General features: G+C 47.7%; 10 protein-coding genes. 4 read left to right on the top strand and 6 right to left on the bottom strand.

The genetic code is table 11. The annotated features are described in order from the left end of the window. Window positions 1-81: 81 nt before the first annotated feature. Entirely contained in the window at window positions 82-2289 is a 2208-nt protein-coding gene (locus tag QL234_RS27600; RefSeq protein ID WP_281560980.1) for a VCBS repeat-containing protein, read from the top strand. 163 nt (window positions 2290-2452) lie between these two features. Here the strand turns inward: QL234_RS27600 and QL234_RS27595 are convergent, their stop codons facing one another. From QL234_RS27595 to QL234_RS27570, 6 genes are all read right to left on the bottom strand, one after another. Continuing rightward, window positions 2453-3118, bottom strand: coding sequence for a hypothetical protein (locus QL234_RS27595; protein WP_281560979.1), 666 nt, complete (start codon window positions 3116-3118; stop codon window positions 2453-2455). After that, window positions 3118-3597, bottom strand: coding sequence for a sigma-70 family RNA polymerase sigma factor (locus tag QL234_RS27590; protein ID WP_281560978.1), 480 nt, complete (start codon window positions 3595-3597; stop codon window positions 3118-3120). Before QL234_RS27590 ends, QL234_RS27595 begins: the two co-directional genes overlap by 1 nt. After that, window positions 3587-4093, bottom strand: a complete 507-nt coding sequence (locus tag QL234_RS27585; protein WP_281560977.1) for a TlpA disulfide reductase family protein — start codon at window positions 4091-4093, stop codon at window positions 3587-3589. The genes QL234_RS27590 and QL234_RS27585 overlap by 11 nt, the downstream gene beginning before the upstream one ends. Window positions 4094-4104: 11 nt before the next feature. Then, window positions 4105-4809: a cytochrome c biogenesis protein CcdA gene (locus tag QL234_RS27580; RefSeq protein ID WP_281560976.1), complete on the bottom strand. Its 705-nt coding sequence runs from the start codon at window positions 4807-4809 to the stop codon at window positions 4105-4107. 38 nt (window positions 4810-4847) lie between these two features. After that, complete coding sequence (locus QL234_RS27575; protein ID WP_281560975.1) at window positions 4848-5324, bottom strand: hypothetical protein; 477 nt, start codon at window positions 5322-5324, stop codon at window positions 4848-4850. A 213-nt stretch (window positions 5325-5537) separates the two neighbouring features. Next, window positions 5538-6140 (bottom strand): 2-hydroxychromene-2-carboxylate isomerase, encoded by a 603-nt coding sequence (locus QL234_RS27570; RefSeq protein ID WP_281560974.1) that lies wholly within the window; start codon window positions 6138-6140, stop codon window positions 5538-5540. Window positions 6141-6750: 610 nt separating this feature from the next. Between QL234_RS27570 and QL234_RS27565 the strand changes: the two genes are divergently transcribed. From QL234_RS27565 to QL234_RS27555, 3 genes are read left to right on the top strand one after another with little or no spacing between them, the layout of a single operon-like run. Then, entirely contained in the window at window positions 6751-9126 is a 2376-nt protein-coding gene (locus tag QL234_RS27565; protein WP_281560973.1) for a penicillin acylase family protein, read from the top strand. Continuing rightward, window positions 9123-10865, top strand: a complete 1743-nt coding sequence (locus QL234_RS27560) for a cyclic peptide export ABC transporter (protein WP_281560972.1) — start codon at window positions 9123-9125, stop codon at window positions 10863-10865. Before QL234_RS27565 ends, QL234_RS27560 begins: the two co-directional genes overlap by 4 nt. 17 nt (window positions 10866-10882) lie before the next feature. Beyond that, window positions 10883-20581, top strand: a complete 9699-nt coding sequence (locus tag QL234_RS27555; RefSeq protein ID WP_281560971.1) for a non-ribosomal peptide synthetase — start codon at window positions 10883-10885, stop codon at window positions 20579-20581. The last annotated feature ends 7 nt before the right edge of the window (window positions 20582-20588 follow it).

Genomic DNA, 20588 nt, shown 5'->3' with positions numbered 1-20588 from the left:
TTTACATGGTGTTAACATAAGGCTTGGTGTTGCCTGATTATTTTTCGGGTAGTGGATATTAAAAACTATATAAGGATCATTATGTTAAAAACACTATTTTCACCTCGGCTGCTCCCGCTGCTGCTGGCCTTGCCACTTGTCAGCCAGGCTGGTGTTTCCCGATTAGATCAGGTTATATCAGCTGATTTTAGCGATGGCTTTACCGGTCATGCGATGGCGATGGGGGATTTTGATGGCGACGGTATTGATGAGTACGCCTTTTACGATAAAGAAGCTAAAATATTAAAAATTAACAGCTCTCCTCATACTTATTTAAGTGACGATAAAGAAGGTCAAGCAAGTAAAAATACCAGTTTTACCTTAGCGGATCTGCCGGAGCAAGATTTTATCGCAATAACATCGGGTAACCTGGCAACTGAAGGCAGTTCATGCGGTTTTGCCAAGGGAGATAGCGCCTTATGTAAAGATGAGATCGCCATCTTACGAAACTCTACCGATGGCAGCTCTCCCAACATTATTGTTTATCAATATCAGAATAATCAGTTAATTGAAGTCAGCACTTTAAAAATTGGCGGTGGTAATTATCCCTGGGTTGATATTACTGCAGGAGATTTTAACGGCAACGGCATGGATGAGCTGGTGGTGGCGAAAAAATCCTGGTCGCAATTTATTTTGCTGGCAACGGACACCGCTACCAATAGCCTGAAAATAAAGTCGTCTAAAAATATCAGTACCGTTACCAGTGAAAATGATTGGCGCAGCCTGTCAACCGGCGATTATAACAATGACGGCAGGGACGAAGTACTGGCGGTAAGACAAGCTGTCGGTGACATGAAAGATGTGCTGATCTGGGATATATACAGTGATAACAATTGGGATTTTGATGAAATTGCCGCCTATAACCATGCCTACGGCGACAACCATTATAGCTGGCTGGATGTGGCATCCGGGGAATTTGACGGTAACCCGGACAACGGTGAAGAATTCGTACTGTTTAAAAACAGCCATAGCTATTTAATTTATTACGGTTTTGACAAGGGTGTAGTTTCCGTGCTCTACGGCGCCAATTATACCAGCGACAGCCTATATCCCTGGAACGGCATTGAGGCGGGGAATGCCATTTTAAATAATGATCGCGATGAACTTGTTTCCTTTAGAAGCGCCAGCCCGGGAAACGACGGAGATATTGTGGTTTATGCCAATAAGGACTTTTTTAGCCAAAAGATAAGCCGGGTGCAAAAAAATGGTTATATCTGGGGCAGTTATGCCCAGGGAAAAGGCTTTTTACGCACGGCAACAACAAACGGAACACAATTAGACCCGGGCTTATTGCAAACCTATATGGAAGATACCTCTCACCGGGTTTACAACTTTCTACTCTCCGACGCTTATATCAACGGCAGCAACCCATGGCAAAGCAACATTCGCGGAAGGGAATATCTGAGCTTAGTGGAATTTCTGGAACAGACTAAAAACACCGATCTTAAGGTGATGGTGACCCTGATCAACCCTAATCAGGCATATCAATATGAATATGTGGATCAAGGGGGACAAACCGTGACAAGAAAAATGCTCGAATTGGGTCCGCATAAAGGTTCGATTCCGGCTGACTCAAGCAGAACCGACTGGGATGAAACTGCTTTGTTCAGCCGCTTCAGCGATTATGGTTTTAATGAAATAAATCCCCTGGATTATACCGCCTGGTTCACCTTACTCGGGAAACTGGCTAAGCAGTATCCTAACCTCATCGCCATTAATGTTGACGATTTTTCCCATAACCCCAATGTGTTTACAGAACAATACCTGGGACAAATGCTCTCGGCTTTAAGGCATGAAAACCCGGATATCTTATTCACACCTACGGCTTATTACGACATCCTGCAAAACCATGTTGCGCAGGAGCAAAAAACCAAGGCCTATAGCCGAAATTATGTTGATGGTTTTATTTTTTATTACCGCAATGAAAAAAGCAAAGATGAGTGTGCAGGCTCATCCGGCAGCTGGAACATGCATGGTGTCGGCACCGAAGATAATTATGCCGGTGAACTTAATGACTTTAAAAACTGGTTATGGCCTCAGGCAAATAAAGCAACAGATAAATTACTGATGACAGGGATTTATGCATCATCTCACTCTACCAGCTGTGAGGCGCCTAATGCCACCACGACCGGTGATGTGATGGACCAGGCTAAAGCCAGCAGTGACGGAGTGATGATCTATACTTCGCAAACCATAGGCACAGATATCGGCAATGCGGTGCATCAACGTTTTCAGAACTGGAATTATTGATTGCTATCAGGTTAATGCTGACAGTCGTTTAGCTTTAGCTATTCGGGCGCTTGTATGAACAAGCGCCTTGTTATCAGGGATATGTTATGTGAAAGAAAATACACCGGCAGGAATATCTACAGCTCGATGTTTAAATGCCGAAGTAGAAAAGATTAATCTCCTGTTATTCCACTTCACTTTGTGCCAGCCCTAACATCAGCCCTTTCTCTAACCATAACTCCACCTTTACCCCGGCATCATAGCCATAATGGTTAGCGGGGATAACCGGCGAGTGCTGTGGCAATTTAGTCTGATAAAGGGTCATCACTTTACCTGTTTGCTTGTTTTTGATACGCAACTGAGCCGCCAGATTGCCCTGAATCGAGCAGTAGCGCCCCCCCTGCAATTCCCACTCAGACGAAGCAAAGCGCTCGGAATTAATCAGGCTGAAGTCCAGTTTAGTCAGATAATTACCGACATCTGCTAAAGTGGCAGATTTTACTTCTAGTGCTGTCTGTTTATTATGGTTATAGGCAATTTCACTGACGATTCTCTCATCTACAGAAGGCTGCAAACCGGCCCGAATACCAAGAACCAATATAAATGTCACGGCCAAGGCACTGATTGACCAGGAAAGCTTTAATGAACTTGCCTTGTCGCCTTGGTAGAAGTAGTTAAGCATTTTCACCGGCAGCTGTAGTAAGGTTTTAAACCAGGAAGCTTTGCCCTGCCCTGCCAGTTGATTATTACCGGCTTTAGCCTGTATCTGCTGCAAGCTCTCAAGCTGCTTCTGCGAAAGTTTCTTATCCCGGTAAAAATTCGCTAGATCTTGTTTAAGTGTTTTTTTCATCACCAAGTCTCCGACTTTGTTTCAAGAAAACTCGCAAACTTTGTTGTTAATCTTTGCTTAAGGCGATGAATTTTAGACAGCAATGTACCTTTAGGTTTACCCTGCATATTAGCAACCTCCTGAACTGAATATTCTTCTACCGCCCATAAAAACATTAACTCCCTTTCTTCATCATCTAATTCATTTAACAGGTGCCGGATTTGATCCTGTTCGATATAAATATCTTCCAGCGATTTAAAGGCATCCCGGTTGTCTTGGAGATCATTTTGCTTCACCAGATGCAATTTCTGGTGACGCTGCTCGTCAAAATACTGATTGCGCATCATAGTTCGCAAGTAGGCCATCGGATGTTCAATCGAAATATTTTTACTCAAGTATTTTTCCAGTGATGATTGCAGTAAATCATATGCCCGATCTTCACTTTGACACAGCGAAAGTCCGTACCGGTATAGTTTGTTAAATTGCTCGTTACTCAGCATGCGAACTATCGCTTTTTACAGTTAATAACCGCTCCAGATGTTTGGCCAAATCATCCGGCACCTCGACCGCGCGGTATTGGATCACGCCATTGATATCAATTACCAGCTGGGTCGGCGTACCCATTACTCTATAAAGTTTAGTTACTCTACGCTCAGTATCGTAGGCCACAGGATAGGTTAATGCGTGTTTTTCTATATAGTGTTTTACTTTTTTGAGTGAGTCGTTGATGCTGGTATTGATGGCCAGTACCTTGATATCGCCACCATAGCTGGCATGGATCTCTTTTAGTTTAGGGATCTCCCGCTTGCAGTTAGGACACCAGGTTGCCCAAAAAATTAGATACACCGCTTGTTTACCTTTATAGTCCGACAGCTGAAATTTACTGCCGTCAATTTCACTGATGGTAAAATCGGCCGCGGTATCACCCTTATAGGCCGTTGCTGCTGCCGGCAGGTTAACCAGAAGGCAAAAGCAAAAAATCATTAAAATCTTCATCACAATACTCCTTAAAACAGTAACATGCCCATTTGTATGAAAAAGTACTCCGCCGCGCCCAGCATCAGCAGTGCCAATAAGCGTTCTGTCCATAACATCCAGGCGCCTGACTTAGGGATTCTGGCGGCGAGGGAGGAAAAGGTGCCGATAAGGATCAAAAGCGTCCCCAAACCAAAGGCAAAGACAAATAACAACAAGCCGCCGTAGAGCAATTCTCCGCTGGTGGCGGCAAAGGTTAATAAAGTTGCCAGCACAGGCGCGGTACAGGGGCCGGCAACCAAACCGGATGCCATGCCTGCCAGTAATATTTTTCCTTTACCCAACGAAGTGTTAGTGCCGGGACTGGCCATAAATCCCAGTTGCGGCAAATTTACCCAACCCATCATCCAAGCGGCAAAAAACAGGCATAAATTGGCGACCAGGAAATAGCCCCAGGGATGAGTGGATATTTCGCCAAACAAACTGCCGGTTGCCGCTGCTAGCACGCCCAGTCCGCCATATACCAGGGCTAATCCCGCGACATAGATGACAGAATTAATGAAACCGCTAAAGCGCCTGCTGCCGCTGTTACCGCCGATCACACTGATGGTGATCGGGATCATCGGATAAACGCAGGGGGTTGCACTGGTGAGCAAGCCGCCGAGAAAGGCCAAGGCGATGGCGGCAAAAACACCGCCTTGCAAGCTGGCAGTTAATAGTTCATTGATATTTTCCATTTAACCCCCGCAAAGCTTGATAAGCCACGGACACGAAACTAATGATGGTCTTTGCCATGGTTGTGCTCCGGTGCCTGACCCACCTTGCGACTGGCAAGTGCCTTGGCAATCTTTTGATCTTCTTGCCATGCCGTCTTGGCTATCTCATCTGCATTGACTCCTTCAACCTTGATATCAGCTATTTCAATTTGGTGGGCATTTGGATATAACCAGCCGCTGATGCTGGCCTTTTTATGCAATACCGTATGATGCGCCCGGATAATGTCATGGCCTTTTTCGTTATTGACAAAACTCCACAAGGTACCGTCCGCCAGTTTTAACCCGACATCATGCAGGCTGTATAACGAACACTGGGCATTTGCCCCCGAGAGTTTCTTTAAGCTACAACCGATGCAGACCAGTTCACCTTCAATATTCATTTGCTCCATGCCTTTACTGCTGTCAAAACTACCGGCATTAGCCGTGGCAGCCAATAATAAGCCGCAGGTGAGTAACAGAGCTTTTATAGATTTCATCGCAATTTCTCTTTTGATTAATGACAAACTAATAACGTATGAGTCGGGTAATTGATTGCAGAAAAATTTAAATAACGGTGACGGGCATCAAGTAAGCCCGTTTGCGGGAAAAGCGGAAAAATGACGGGCTATGGCACAGAGCAAGAGGGGAAATAAAGAAAGAAGAAGAACTCAGGGCCAATTCGGCCCTGTGTTAAGCTAGCGTGAGATCTATCAGCTGTTTTGTCGCGCTGTTAATGTTTCTTCGATAAAATCTAACCTGTCCTGACCAAAATACATGTCATCGCCAATAAACATGGTCGGAACACCGAAAAGACCCCGGGCAACGGCCTCATCGGTTAAACGGATAAGCGTTTGTTTAATTTCATTTCCCTGGCTTAACGCCATTAAGGTGTTAACATCGATATCTCCGGCCGCCAATTCCCGGGCAAGAATATCCATATCTCCCAGATTTAAGCCCTTTTGCCAGATGGCGGTAAAAACCACTTGGCAATAACGGTCAAAACACCCTGACTTCTCTGCCGCCAGTGCGCCGCGCATTAAAGGTAAGGTATTGATGGGAAAATACGGGTTGAGTTTAAAGTCGATAACATAGCGCTTGGCGAACCTGGGCAGGTCATGTTGCATCATATAGCGGGCTTTGGCCGGGATCATAGCCGGTGAGGCATTCTCTGTCTGCTTAAAAATACCTCCCAGCAATACAGGCTTATAGTGTATTTGGGCTGAATATTTTCGGCTAAGTTGTTGCAGGCGGTAATAGGCTAAATAGGACGTGGGACTGCCGAAGTCAAAATAAAAATCAATTGCTGTATTCATTATTTTTTCCTTTAATATTAACGATGTTATCCAAATATCCTGGCCTGTTAAGCCTGCTGTTTTTGCAGAATAAAAAAGTGATTTTTATTCTGCAAGGCTAATGAGAGTACTGGCTTGAACTAATCGCTGTCAAGATTGCGCCGGGGTAAAAAATCAAATTAATCTACTTGTCTACAGTTGTGGCTGAAAACTTTCGCGCAAAGCCACAAATTTATAGGCTCACCAAGGAGTCGTTTCGCTGATTGGGATGAATTTCATACCATTTCTATACAAAAAAAGTACAAATTTGTTGGTTGAGGGCTTGCTTGTGGCGAATAACCTCTATAGGATAATTGTTAATTCTTTGATGCAAGCATGTTATAGCAGGCACCAAGAATTACAGGGATGAGTGCTTTACACAAGCACTGTGATGCACAAGGAACAGTGCGTTAAGCTAGATACGCTTACTTACTCTTCTTAAAATCTGCCGCCCCATTCCTGGCAAAAAAACAACAATAATAATAAAAAGAAGTAAGTGTATTAGATGTATAAATTTAATCCTATTTTAAGCCGAATAGTTATATTCGCTTTGCTGCCAATAGTACTCTTCGTTTGTTATATCTATTTTCATATGGCTGAAAGTTTACCTCAGCTGTCTGGGGAAACCTCGGTAACCGGGATCCAGGCAAAGGTTGCCATAGCAAGAAGTCCAAGCGGTATTGTCAATATTAGCGCGCAAAGTGATAACGATGCCTATTTCGGCCTGGGTTACGCACATGCTCAAGATCGCTTGTGGCAATTGGAGGTTCAGCGACGAATCGTCCAGGGAAGACTAAGTGAAGTTTTCGGAAAAAGTAGTGTTAACCGGGATATCTGGTTTAGAACCTTATCACTTTATGAAAAAGCCGCCGATGACTGGCAGGTGTTAACCCCCAAAGCCCAACAAGCCCTTATTGCCTACTCTGACGGCATAAATGCCTGGCTGAACCAGACCGGGATACTTCCGCCGGAGTTTGCATTGCTCGATATTCAACCTGAGCCCTGGACTCCGCAAGATTCGTTGGCGTGGATCAAGGTCTTTGCCCTGAATTTAAGCGGCAATTTCAGAAAGGAAATCAGCCGCCATTTAGCCTCACAACAATTAACGCCTGAGCAAGTGGCTACCCTGTTTTCGGATTATCCCGGCAACGGGCCCGTTACCGCAGAATATGACCCCGCCGGACAGGAAAATATGGCGGCTATGCTGGAGTTGCAGCTGGACATTGAACAGCATCTGCAAATCGGCGGCAAATACGTGGGCACTAATGTCTGGGCGGTTTCCGGCCAACATTCGGCAAATGGCGGGGCTATCTTGGCCAATGACCCTCATTTGGGATTACAAATCCCTTCTTTGTGGTATATCGCGAACCTTCGGGGGGATAAGCTGAACGCCAGTGGCATGACCTTGGTGGGGTTACCCCTAGTGATTTTCGGGCGAAATGGCCATATCGCCTGGGGTGGATCTTCCATGATGGGAGACAACCAGGATCTGTTTTTTGAGCAAATAAACCATGTCGACAACAACCTGTATCTTGCCGATGGCCAGTGGTTGCCTTTTGATGTTAAAAAAGAAATTATTCATGTTAAACAAGACTTTCCTGCCGGTTTGCGCAAGGACATACAACCGATAGAAGTCAATATTCGCACCGGCCGTCACGGACCTGTTATATCGGATGTTTTTAAAACTTCTGAGCAGGCTGTTTCCCTGCGTTGGACCGCTTTGGATGATAAGGATACTTCGTTTCAGGCCTTTTTTGACCTGAACTATGCGCAGGATTGGGCGCAATTTAACGCGGCATTAAAACAGCATGTAGCCCCAAACCTGAACATGCTCTATGCCGATACACAAGGAAACATAGGTTACCTGGGGATCGGCCATATTCCGCTTCGACAAACCGGCAAAGGCAATCTCCCGGTTCCGGGATGGGACAATCAATACCAGTGGCTCGGATATATTCCGGTTGATGAATGGCCGAGCAGCTATAACCCTCCCGAAGGCTATATTATTAATGCCAACAACAAAGCGGTCTCTGCAGATTATCCCTATTTTATTTCACAAGACTGGGCGCCACCGGCCCGCGCTGTCCGCATTCAGGATATGCTTAAACAGGCGTTGCAACAAGGCAAATTAAGCGCCGAGCAAATGCAAACCATCCAGGCAGATACCCTTAATCTTTCCTCTCTGGCGTTATTGCCGGTTTTTACAAAAGTCACACCGGCAACACAAACCCAGGAAAAAGCGCTTGAATACCTGCGCAGCTGGAACGGGGATATGGCTCGGGACAGCTATGGCGCCACCCTTTACAACACCTGGCTCGGCTTTCTCAGAGAAGCGTTGTTTTCTGATGAGTTAACCATGCAATGGGGTAAAGGCGCCCGGGACAGCTTTCTGCGAACGGTGCGTGGCTTTATTTCGGTTGAGGACATCAAAGCTATCCTCGAAGCAAAGCATAGCAGCGACTATAACTGGTGTGACAAGGTTAATACCCAGGCAACGGAAAGCTGTGAGCAGATTTTACAGTCATCCCTGGTATCGGCGATATCCCGCTTGTCCAAACTTCAGGGAAGCGATACCAAGGATTGGCAATGGGGTGAAGTCCACCATACCTCATATCAGCATACCCCCTTTAGTTCCGCAAAACTGTTAGATGCAGTTTTCGAGCGCAGGATCAGCAATGGCGGTTCACCGGACTCCATTAATGTCGCGGTTTCATCTTTTGAGCAGGCGCAAGGCTACCTGCAAACTTTTGGCGCAGGCTTTCGGCAAATCATTGACTTAAGCAAAGCCGACACACGCCATCTTGTGATGAACTCCACCGGGCAGTCAGGCAATATTATGAGCCGCCACTACGACGACATGGTGAAACCGTTTCGTAATGTTGAAATGCTCGAGATGTCCGCTGAAAAACCGGTTGACACACTTGTGCTTTTGCCTGCCAAACCGGGAACTGAGAGTAAGCTGCAATGAAGTTATTTGATGCATTTATAGAAAAAGCGCCTAACCGACTTTTTATTTCCGTCATTCTTGGGGCATTGGCGGGGATCAGTTATGCCCTGATGATCCCCCTGGTGTTAAGTGCGCTCCAGGAGGAAGAGGCGCAATTTAAGCTGGTGCAACAGCCGCCGGAAATGTTGCTGGGTTTTGAAATTGCCCAAGCGCCATTTGCTCAGATGTTCCTGTTTTTATGTGCCTTTATCCTGACGGCAAGAACCCTTTCCCAGGTGATCCTGACGCGCGTGTCCATGGATGTAACCACTGAGCTGCGGATAAAAATGTACAACCGTATTGCCAGGGCACCTATTTTGGCTCTGGAAAAAATGGGCTCAGCCAAGTTGATAGCAACACTGACAACCGATGTCCCGCGTATCGTGATGGGAGCCCGCATTCTGCCTGATATCTTGGTGAATATGGTTACCCTTGCCGGCATGCTGAGCTATCTCTGGTATTTGAGCAGCGATATTTTCTGGTTTGTGGTGCAATGTATTTTTTGGGGCATGGTCACCTATCAGCTGCCAACCTGGTGGGGACGGAGTTATTTTAAAAAATCCCGTGTTCACGTCGATAAATTACACGGTGCGATACATGGCCTGATCAACGGCGCCAAAGAGCTTAAGCTTAACCAGTTAAAACGTGAAGACTTCTTTAAAGAAGAATTGATCAAAGAAGAATATCAGGTACTTGGCTATGACAAAAAAGGCCATACCATAGTGCGTGTGGCCATTAACTACAGTGATTTGATCAGCTTCTTTGTGATTGGCGCCGTCAGTTTTATCTTTGTTAATTACAATGCCATTTCCAGCCAGGACCTGATAGGCGTGATCATGGTGTTGTTATACATCACCGGCCCTATCGCCATCATTCTCGGTTATTTCCCGCAATTATCTGTCGCCAGGGTTTCCCTGGGCCGGGTGAATAAACTGTTTAGGGATTTGCCTGAAGAACAGGTTAACCGGGCACAAACCAGCATCAAAAACTGGCAGCAACTGCACCTTAAAGACGTGGTATACACATACAGCAAACAGCCGGGAAGCTTTGCTGTGGGTCCGCTTAACCTGACGATTAACCGCGGCGAGATCACTTTTATCATCGGCGGCAACGGTTCAGGGAAATCGACCCTATCTAAGCTTATCACTCAGCATTATGTGCCCAGCTCAGGTGAAATTTGTTTTGATGATGTCAAAGTCAACGAGAGTACCCTTAACGCGGTTCGCCAATGTATCGGAGCGATTTATTCTGATTATCATTTGTTTGAACGCTTGCTCGGGGCTGAGCAGCAAGGGGTCAAAGAAACGGTGGAAAGGTATTTGCTTGCCCTGGGGCTGGAAAATAAAGTCACCTTCGACGATGGCCGTTTTTCTACCCTGTCCCTTTCCGACGGGCAAAAGCGTCGGCTCGCTTTGCTGGTTGCCTGCATTGAAGATAAAGATCTTTATCTGTTTGACGAATGGGCGGCGGATCAGGACCCCACTTTTAAAGATATTTTTTACCGTAATATTCTTCCCGAATTACGGGCGCAAGGCAAAGCTGTGGTGGTGATTTCCCATGATGATCGTTATTTCGATCTTGCCGACCAGCTTGTGGTGATGAACGAAGGCCAGATTGTCAAAGACATAGGTCAGGATCATCAAAAGCTCCTTGAGACTTATGTGTCGAAAGCAACGGCAAATGCCAAACAAGTTTTCGCTGAAGAAAAGCTATCTATATAAAGCAGGGGAATGCTGTTATGTCTGCATGTCACACTTTTGGGCTGACCTTAACTCAACAAGATATCTATTTCGATCAAATCAAGCACCCCGACAACCCGCATTATAATGTCGGCGGCTGTATTAAAATGGCTGAGCTTGATATTAAAAAATTTATCTTTGCCCACCAAAAGGTCGTCAGCTCCAACCAGGCCTTTGGCATTCGCATTGTTGTCGGGGATGGCGGCGTTAGCCAATATATCAGTGAGCACCGTACCTTAGCGCTCGATTTGATTGACTTTTCCGGGCATCAAGATCCAGAAGCCGCAGCGAACCAATGGCTGAGGGAGCGCTTTGAGTCTGTTATCGACTTTCGCGGCGGCGAACTTTTTCAGGCAGCCTTGTTAAAACTTGCGGATAATAAACACTGGTACATGGGGCTGTGCCATCATTTGGCCATGGATGGTTGGGGCTTTGCCAACTGGGCCAGACAAATTGGCAAATATTACGCGGATCCTGAAGCTGATAGGGAACAGGCTACCCCATGGCAGGAAATAGCCGATAAAGATGCCTTATACCTTAAAAGTAAAAAATACCAAAAGGACAAGCAATATTGGTATCATATCCCTGAGTTAACTGCAGGGAAATTATTGCCCCCCTATTATCGCTCCCGGTTTAAAAGCCAGAGTAAGATCGCCAGCAGGCGTAAACGGTTAATACTTGATACCGGCCTGATGAAGTGCTTAAACCGCTTTGCCAAGCAAGAACAAACCGGCCCGGCGCAAATTTTTCTCGGATTGATCGCCGGGTATTTAGCCTGTACCTATCATCGCAACCACCTGGTCTTGGGGCTTCCCGCCCATAACCGTAAAAACTTTTCAGAAAAACAAATGCCTGGGGTGTTCACTAGCGTTAGTCCCATCGCGTTATCAATAGCGGGCGAGCATAGCTTTTCACAAATACTGGCACAGATAGCTCAGCGGCAAAAAAGTAATTTCCGCCACCAAAGGTTTCCGATTGGCCACATTATCAATAACATCAATCAGGGAAATGAAGAGCTTTATGACGTTTCCTTCAACTATCTGAAGCTAGACAGCCATTTCCAAATTGAAGAAAAGCCGTGTGAATTTGTTTATCTGAGCCATAACCATGAGCTGACACCATTAAACATTACCATTTGGGAATTTGGTGAAGGTGCGGACTGTGAGCTGCAAATCGACTACAGCAGCCAATATTTTTCCAATGAAGAAGCGGATCTGCTTGCCCGTCGGCTGGAGTTTTTACTGCGTCAGCTGTTAAATCATCCCGATGTCCCCCTTAAGCGCCTGGAGCGGATACCGGCTTTAGAATCGCAAGCCATGCTGAAAAATCTGACCCCTCCCCCCTCCCGGGAGCAGGCCTTTGTTTCTTTAGCGCAAGGTTTTTCGGCGCAGGCCAAACAAAGCCCAAATGCCATAGCCCTGACCTGTACCCAGAGCCATGGGCTCGACAGTCAAACGGAAAACAGTCTCACTTATGCACAACTGGATCTGCTCAGCGACAGCCTGGCATTACGGTTAATCGACCGGGGGGCTGCAGAGGAAGATCTTATTGCGGTATGCGTGGATCGTAGCCCACAGATGCTGATCAGTATCTTAGCGGTATTAAAAACGGGAGCGGCTTATGTGCCCATTGACCCAAGTTACCCTGCCGGGCGGATCCAGCATATACTGCAAGACTGCCAGGCAGAGATTTTACTGACCCAAGACAAGCTGGTTTCGCAGCTACCGCTTGATAAAATGCCCCACCTGTCCTTGCTTTTGTGTGAGCAAGAGGACACGGCGCCACTGAAAAACAAGTTTGTTTTGTCTGAGCTTGCAGCAAACTCTGCCGCGTATGTCATCTATACTTCCGGCTCGACCGGTACCCCTAAAGGGGTTGTGGTCGGCCATCAAGCCATAGCCCGGCATATCCAGGCGGCAATCGATTATTTTGGCTTTACCGGCAAAGACAAAGTCTATCAGTTTGCCTCATTTAGTTTTGACACCTTTTTAGAGCAAACTTTCGCGGCCCTGTGCTGCGGAGCCAGGCTTTACCTTCGCGGTAACCGGGTGCCGGATAGCCAGGCTTTTTTGGACTATATCAATCATCACGAAGTTACCATTACCGATTTGGCGCCAGCCTACCTGGCACAATTATTAACCCCTGAGCACAAACAGGGGTGGCGCAGCTCCTCCCTGACCCGATTGGTCGTTGGCGGGGAAGCCCTCAGCACGGAACTGGTGAGCCGCTGGTTTGATATTGTCCGGGCTGAGCAAATAAAACTTTTTAATGCCTACGGCCCCACCGAAGCCGTTATTACCGCCCTTTGCCACGAGATTACCGCCGACGATCTTGAGCAGGTTGCTATTGGCTGTGCATATCCTGGTAAACAGTTGTTTATTTTGGACAAAGATCAGCGCTTAACACCAACAGGTGTTTGCGGCGAACTTTACATCGGCGGCAAGGGGTTGGCACTTGGTTATTTAAATGCCCCGGCATTAACCCGGGAGCGTTTTGTTACTGCCCCGGCTTTAAATGTAGCCGGTCAGCGCCTGTATAAAACCGGTGATTTGGTTCGTATGTTACCCAATGGCCAACTGACCTTCTTAGGAAGGGAAGATGAACAGGTTAAAATTCGTGGCTTTAGAATTGAGTTAGCAGAAATTTCTCATCAGTTAGATACTCTGTCCCAGGTGAGAGAAAGTCTGGTTATCCCCCAAAAATGGCATGGTTCGACCCGTTTGATCGCCTATTATATTGCCGAGCTGGGACAGGAAGATGGCAGCTTTTCATCTTTGCTGCGCACTCAGTTGCAGCAAAGTTTACCTGATTATATGCTGCCGGATGTCTTCATCCGCTTAAGCGAATGGCCGCTGACCACCAACGGCAAGATAGATAGAACGGCCTTGCCAGAAGCGGATTTTTCAAGGCTGGAGGGGGAATACCTTGCTCCGCAAAACGAAACCGAAACCCTGCTCGCCGAAATTTGGGCTGATTTACTGGACCTGGAGCAGGATAAAATTGGTCGAAACAGTCACTTTTTCCATCTTGGCGGACATTCGCTGCTTGCCGTCAGGCTGATCTCCGAGTTGCGCAGCCGCGTGAATAAAGCGTTGGATATCAAACAAGTCTTTGATCACCCCTTGCTTTATCAACTGGCTTTGGTCGTGCAGCAACAAAGTGCCGTCGTTTCACCTGACTCAAAAGTGGCCATTAAAGCCAGAGACAAGCAGGATACCCTGTTGCCGCTTTCGCCGGCTCAATCCCGGTTGTGGTTTATTGATCAATATGAAGGCAGTTCGGCTCAGTACCATATGCCGGTGGCATTAAAAATAACCGGTGCTTTTGATGTTGCCAAAGCCGAAAATGCCATCGCTGAAATCATCAGGCGTCATGAGATCCTGCGTACCCGTTATATGGTTAAAGAGGGTCAAGCGTATCAGGAGATCCAAAAACCTGGCTCTTACCAGCTGCAGGTGACGGATCTGACTAGTGTAAGTACGTTGCTGCGTAGTGAAAAAATTCAACAATTTATTGAAGCAAATGCCAGCAAAGTTTTTGATCTGACTAAAGATCTTATGCTGCGCACATCTTGGCTTAAAATTGCTGAGGATGAACAAGGGATCTTGTTGCTTTGTTTGCACCATATTGCGGCAGACGGCTGGTCGCTGGGGATATTTATCCGTGAATTTATCGAACTTTATCAGTCCGGCAGCAACAAGCTGTTGGCGCCACTACCGCTGCAGTATGCTGATTATGCCCTCTGGCAAAAACAGGTTTTACGCGCTTTAACCCCTGACTACAAGGCACAAACAACAAATGAGCAGCAATTGCTCGGGCAATGGCATTATTGGCAGAACCAGCTGGCAGACTTGCCGATCGTGCATAACTTTCCCCTGGACTTTCCACGTCCGAAGCAGATGGCATTCCAAGGAGGTAAATTCACCGGGAGTATTGCCGCTGAACTTGCAGCACAAATAAACCAGAGCAGTCAGCTTTTGGGCATTACCCCCTTTATGCTGGTACATGCCGCCCTGAGTATTTTGCTGGCAAGGTACAGCGGCAGCAGTGACATCGTCATAGGTACCCCGGTCGCTAACCGCACCCGGACAGAGCTGAACCCGGTGATTGGTTGTTTTGTCAATACCTTGATACTCAGGACCCAGTTAGCGGACGATCTTGCTTTGGGCGAGTATTTGGCGCATATAAAACAAGTCAATCTTCAAGCCCAGGACAATCAGGATATTCCTTTTGATCACCTGGTTGAAAAGCTTAAGGTGCAGCGCAGCAGCGAGCACGCCCCCCTGTTTCAAATTATGCTGTCGATGGATAACAGTGAGCAAGATCAACTGGCTTTACCCGGCGTAAAAATTGAAGAAATGACGGCATTGCAAGTGGCTGCCAAATTTGATCTTGAGCTTATGGTTGAAATAAATGGTGCAGACATTAAGTTTAATTGGCTTTATGACCGGGCCTTATTTAAACCTGAAACCCCGGCACAGTTACATCAACATTTACATACCTTACTGGCAGCGATAACGCAGCAGCAGGATTGCCGCTTATCTGAGTTGTCTATGTTATCCGGGCAGGAAATTCATCATTTATTGGTGGAGCTCAACGATAACCAGTGCAGTTATGACGCGGATGCCCTGCTGCATCAGCCTTTTGTTCAACAGGCATCAAAAGTCCCCGACAAGCTGGCTCTGGTGTGTGCAAACCAAAAATACAGCTATGGCCAATTAGATCTGGCGTCCAATCAGCTGGCCCATTATTTACGCGAACATGGGGTAACCGACGGAACCCTGGTGGGTATTTCGATGCAACGAAATGCCGATATGATCATCGCCTTGCTGGCCATACTGAAGGCCGGAGCCGCTTATGTGCCGCTCGACCCCTCCTACCCTGCGTCCAGGATTCAGTTTATCGCGGGTGATCTTGCGTTGGAATATCTGATTGGCCAGGGAGCCGTGATTGAAAAATTATTTGCGGCAAAAGCTGGCGGCGACCACAAAATTAGTCATTTGTTGGCGCTGGACTCGCCTAAGTTGAAACAAAATCTCAGCCATTACAGCGATGCTCCCGTGATGGCTGCGGCCGGGAAGTCGTCGGATGAACTGGCGTATATCATCTACACTTCCGGCTCAACCGGCACCCCTAAAGGGGTGGCCGTTACTCATAAAAACTTTGCCGCCTTGCTGCACTGGGCCCGCTCTGTCTTTAGCCCGGCTGAATTGAGTAAAACCTTGGCCAGCACATCGCTGAATTTCGATTTATCCGTGTTCGAAATTTTTGTGCCTTTGAGTTTAGGTCATCAAGTGGTGTTGGTTGCTAATGCGCTTGCCCTGTTAGAAAATCAACTGGATATCACCCTGATCAATACCGTGCCTTCGGCTATAGAGGCCCTGTTAGCGCAAGAGGCGCTGCCGCCAGGCACTAAACTAGTGAATTTAGCCGGGGAACCTTTGCCTGCCAGGGTGGTAAATCAGCTGCTGCAAGGCAATGAGTCACTGCGTGTCTGTAATCTGTACGGGCCGTCAGAAGATACCACCTATTCCACCTGGGCATCCTTTAGCCAGCCGGTTTCCACCGTACCAGCAATTGGCCGGGTTATTGATAACAGCCAGGCCTATATTCTTTCACCGCGACAGGAGCTGGTACCAAAAGGCAGTGTCGGTGAGTTGTATTTAGGCGGTGACGGTGTGACGCAAGGTTACTACCAACGGCCTGAATTGACCGGGCAGAAGTATATAAGCAGTCCCTTTGCTCTGCTTGCCAACAGGCCGGCGGGAGATCGCCTTTATCGCACCGGCGACCTGGTGCGCTATCTCGATAACGGTGAAATGGAGTTTATCGGCCGGGCCGATGATCAGGTCAAACTGCATGGTTTTCGTATCGAACTCGGTGAAATTGAATATCAGCTTGCTTCCTCGGCCAGGGTTGCCAAGGCTGTGGTCATGGTACGTGCCCTTGATGACATTCAAGAGGCCGGAGCCAGGCACTTGCTGGCTTACGTTGTACCAGAAGCAAATAGCGGAGCTTACCAGGCGGAGCAATTAGCTCAAGAGCTCAATTTGTACCTGACGGATCGCTTGCCGGTTTACATGGTGCCAAAAGCCATCATTGTGATGGAACAGTTTCCACTGACAGCAAATGGCAAAATCGATAAAAAGCGTCTGCCGTCTCCTGATTTTTCCACGGCTCAGGGGTTATACCTGGCGCCTGAGACTAAAACCGAGCTGGTGTTGACCGAGATTTGGCAGAAACTGTTGCCTGTCACCGGGGCGATAGGGGCAAGAGATAACTTTTTTGATTTGGGCGGACACTCGCTGTTGATTGTCAAACTGGTGGCGGAAATTCGCAACATATTTGCCAAACACATCACTATGAAACAGGTGTTTGAAGCTCCGGTATTAGCGGACTTAGCAGTAATTATCGATGAGCTGCCGCATGAGAGTGAAGCAAACCAGATCCGGGCCAGGCAAGTACCGGGGGGGGTATTCCCACTCTCCCATGCCCAGCAAAGACTTTGGTTTTTGGAGCAAATGCAGCCCGGCTCTAATCAGTTCAATATGTCGAAAAGCTTTATTATCGAGGGCAAATTCAGTCCTTTGACTGCCGAGCAGGCGATCAGGGAAATCATTAACCGCCATAGTGCCTTGCGTACTGTTTTTATCGCCGATGAAACCGGCGCTAAGCAAGAGATCAGGCAAGAATGGCAATGGCAGCTCAAGCAAGCGGATCTTTCTGCCCTGGCCTCACCGGAGCGGGAGCAAACATTAAAGCAGTTAAAAGCGCAAGAGAATAACCGGCCATTTGATTTGACCAATGAGCTGCTGATAAGAGTTTGTTATTTTCACCTGGCGGGGGGGACAAACCCTCACGGACAGCTGCAAATCAATATTCATCATATCGCGGCCGACGGCTGGTCTGTTGATTTGTTAGTTAAAGAATTTATTCAACTCTATCAGGCTAATTTAGCTGACAGCCCGGCGCATCTGCCACAACTTAGCATTGACTATGTGGACTTTGCACTTTGGCAACATGAGTTGCCGGCACAGGCCCGGGAGCAAAAGCTAAGCTACTGGCAAGAACTGCTGCTAGATGCTCCCGCCTGCCACGCTTTACCTCTGGACTACCCGAGAGAGAATCACCCAGATCAGCCAAGGAAAGGGGAAGTGGTTAACCGGGCAATGACATCGTCCTGGTTAACGCAAGCGCAAGCGCTGTTAAAAGCATGCGACAGCACCTTGTTTATGCTGATGCAAACGGCCCTGGCCCTGCATATCGGCCGCCTGAGTTATGAAACGGATGTGATCTTGGGGGCGCCGGTTGTCGGCAGAAGCCAGCCCCAGACACAAGAGCTGATCGGCTTATTTTTAAATACCCAGGTCTATCGGACTGAATTTGCTGACAACCCTGATCTGAAAACCTTATTGCAAAGAAGCAAAGCCCAGCATCTTGCCTCTATGGCGCATAGTGATGCACCTTTTGAAGCCATAGTCGAGCGCATTAACCCCGCCAGAAACCTGCTGCATTCGCCGCTATTCCAGGTGATGATAAACCTTAACAACAATGCCGATACTGAGTTTAGCCTGGAAGGGGTGAATATTTTCCCGGCAGAAAATGAAGCGATCGACAATAAATACGATATCACCCTTTATATCAAAGAGCCGGATAGCCGGGACAAACCTTTGGCGCTGACTTGGGTCTATGACTGCCGGTTATTTAGCCGGGAAACCATCGCCAGGTTTGCAGATGAATTCAACCACTTGCTGGAGCAAATTATTGCCTGTCCGGAAAAACCTGTGCTCGAGTATAGCTGGCTGAGCGCACCGAAATGGCAGCAAATCAGCGAAAGTTCAACTAATAGCGGCCATTCGCCTTCGATTGCCGGTTATATTGAACACCTGGCGGCGACCAGGCCTGAAGATACTGCCCTGGCCTACAGGCAGCAAACTTGGAATTATCAGCAGCTGAATAAGGAAGTGAACCAGTTGGCGCACTTACTGATGGGGCAATATCAAATTGACCTGAATAAACGTGTGACCCTGGCAATTTCCCGTTCCCCGCTGCGCATCAAGGCGATACTTGCCCTCTTAAAAATAGGGGCTTGCTACGTGCCTTTAAGCGAAGAGCTGCCCGGCGCCAGAAGTGAGCTAATGGCCAGTATTGCCGGTGCCGATTTGGTGCTCAGTGATCGTCAGTTTATACAGGATAATGCCTGGGTATCGGATCTGGAGCCTTTACAGCTGGACAGTCAGGACTCGCTGCGCCAGCTTGGTGCTCAACAGAGTGCTGATCCGGCACAAATGGTGATCCCCGATGATGCCCCGGCTCACATTATTTTTACTTCCGGTTCCACTGGTACCCCCAAAGGCGTAGCAGGCACCTATGGTGCGACTAAAAACCGCATTCGCTGGATGCTGGACAAGATACCGTTCGAAGCAAATGAAGCCATGGCGCATATTACTTCTATGGCATTTATCCGCGCCGTGTGGGAGCTGTTGGTACCATTATGCGGTGGTGCCAAATTGCTGCTGCTTGACCGTGATACGGTAAAAGACAGCCATCAATTACAACGACAGCTTGCCAGTAAGAAAATAACACGCCTGGTCACCGCCCCCTCTTTAATGAAAGCACTGTCGGAATTGGACTCGGAACCAGCATTGACATTAAAGCATTGGTTTGTCAGCGGCGAGCCTTTGCTGACGGCCAGTGCAGCGAAACTCTTGCAGCGTTTTCCACAGGTAAAACTTTACAACCTCTATGGCTCAACCGAAGTTATGTCCGATGTGGTTTGCCATCAATTGGCACCAGCGGGCAGTGAAAGCCTTTATGCGCCAATAGGCAAGGCCATAGATAATACCCGGGTTATTGTTGTTGACCGTTTTATGCAGCCGGTTCCCGAGGGCATGACCGGAGAGCTGGCGGTGCTGGGCAGCTCACTTGCCAATGGCTATATCAATGCCGATCAAAAGTCCGCCGCTAACTTTGTCAAGACGCCGGCAGGCAGAGCCTACAGAACCGGGGACTTAGGCCGGGTAAATCCAGAAGGCGAATTAGAATGCCTGGGCAGATGTGACGATCAAATTAAGATCCGCGGCTATCGGGTTGAGCCGGGGGAAGTTGCGCGGCAATTGCTCAAACAAGATGCCGTTGCTTCTGCCGTGGTGCTGGTCCGCCGGCTGGCAAATAATCAAGATGCCCTGGCCGCCTACGTGGTTTTGCATTCACCGGCTGATTGCGATCTGCTGTGCCGGAAAACCGAGCAGGAATTATATGCCGCCTTACGTGTTTGCTTGCCTCAGTACATGTTGCCTGCGGCTATTTGCATCGTCCCGGAAATACCGCTGCGTCCCAACGGTAAAGTGAATAAACAGGCATTGCCGGATATTGTGCAAGTCGTACGAAATTCCGCCGACATTAGCCATGCCGAAACCGAACTGGAAAAAGAGCTGGCGGTTATTTGGGGGGAGCTGCTTGGCCTGGCGCCGGATGAAATCGGCATAGATGGACATTTTTTCGATTTAGGCGGGCATTCCCTCTTGGTTACCCAGTTGCTGCAACGTATTAAGGCCCGTCACGGTTTACTGCTTAATTACCGGGAATTCTTTGAAAAAAGCACCATTCGTCATCTGGCCAAAACCATGGAAAAGGCCTTATTGGTGAAACAGGTAACCAGTAAAAACAGTCAGAAGAAATCGCGCATTGTTATCTAGTGGAGAT

Source organism: Thalassomonas sp. RHCl1 (assembly GCF_947387555.1).
In the GTDB taxonomy this organism is placed as follows: domain Bacteria; phylum Pseudomonadota; class Gammaproteobacteria; order Enterobacterales; family Alteromonadaceae; genus Thalassomonas.
Note: the sequence above shows the minus strand (reverse complement) of the source record. Positions and strands in the feature narration are given on the sequence as shown.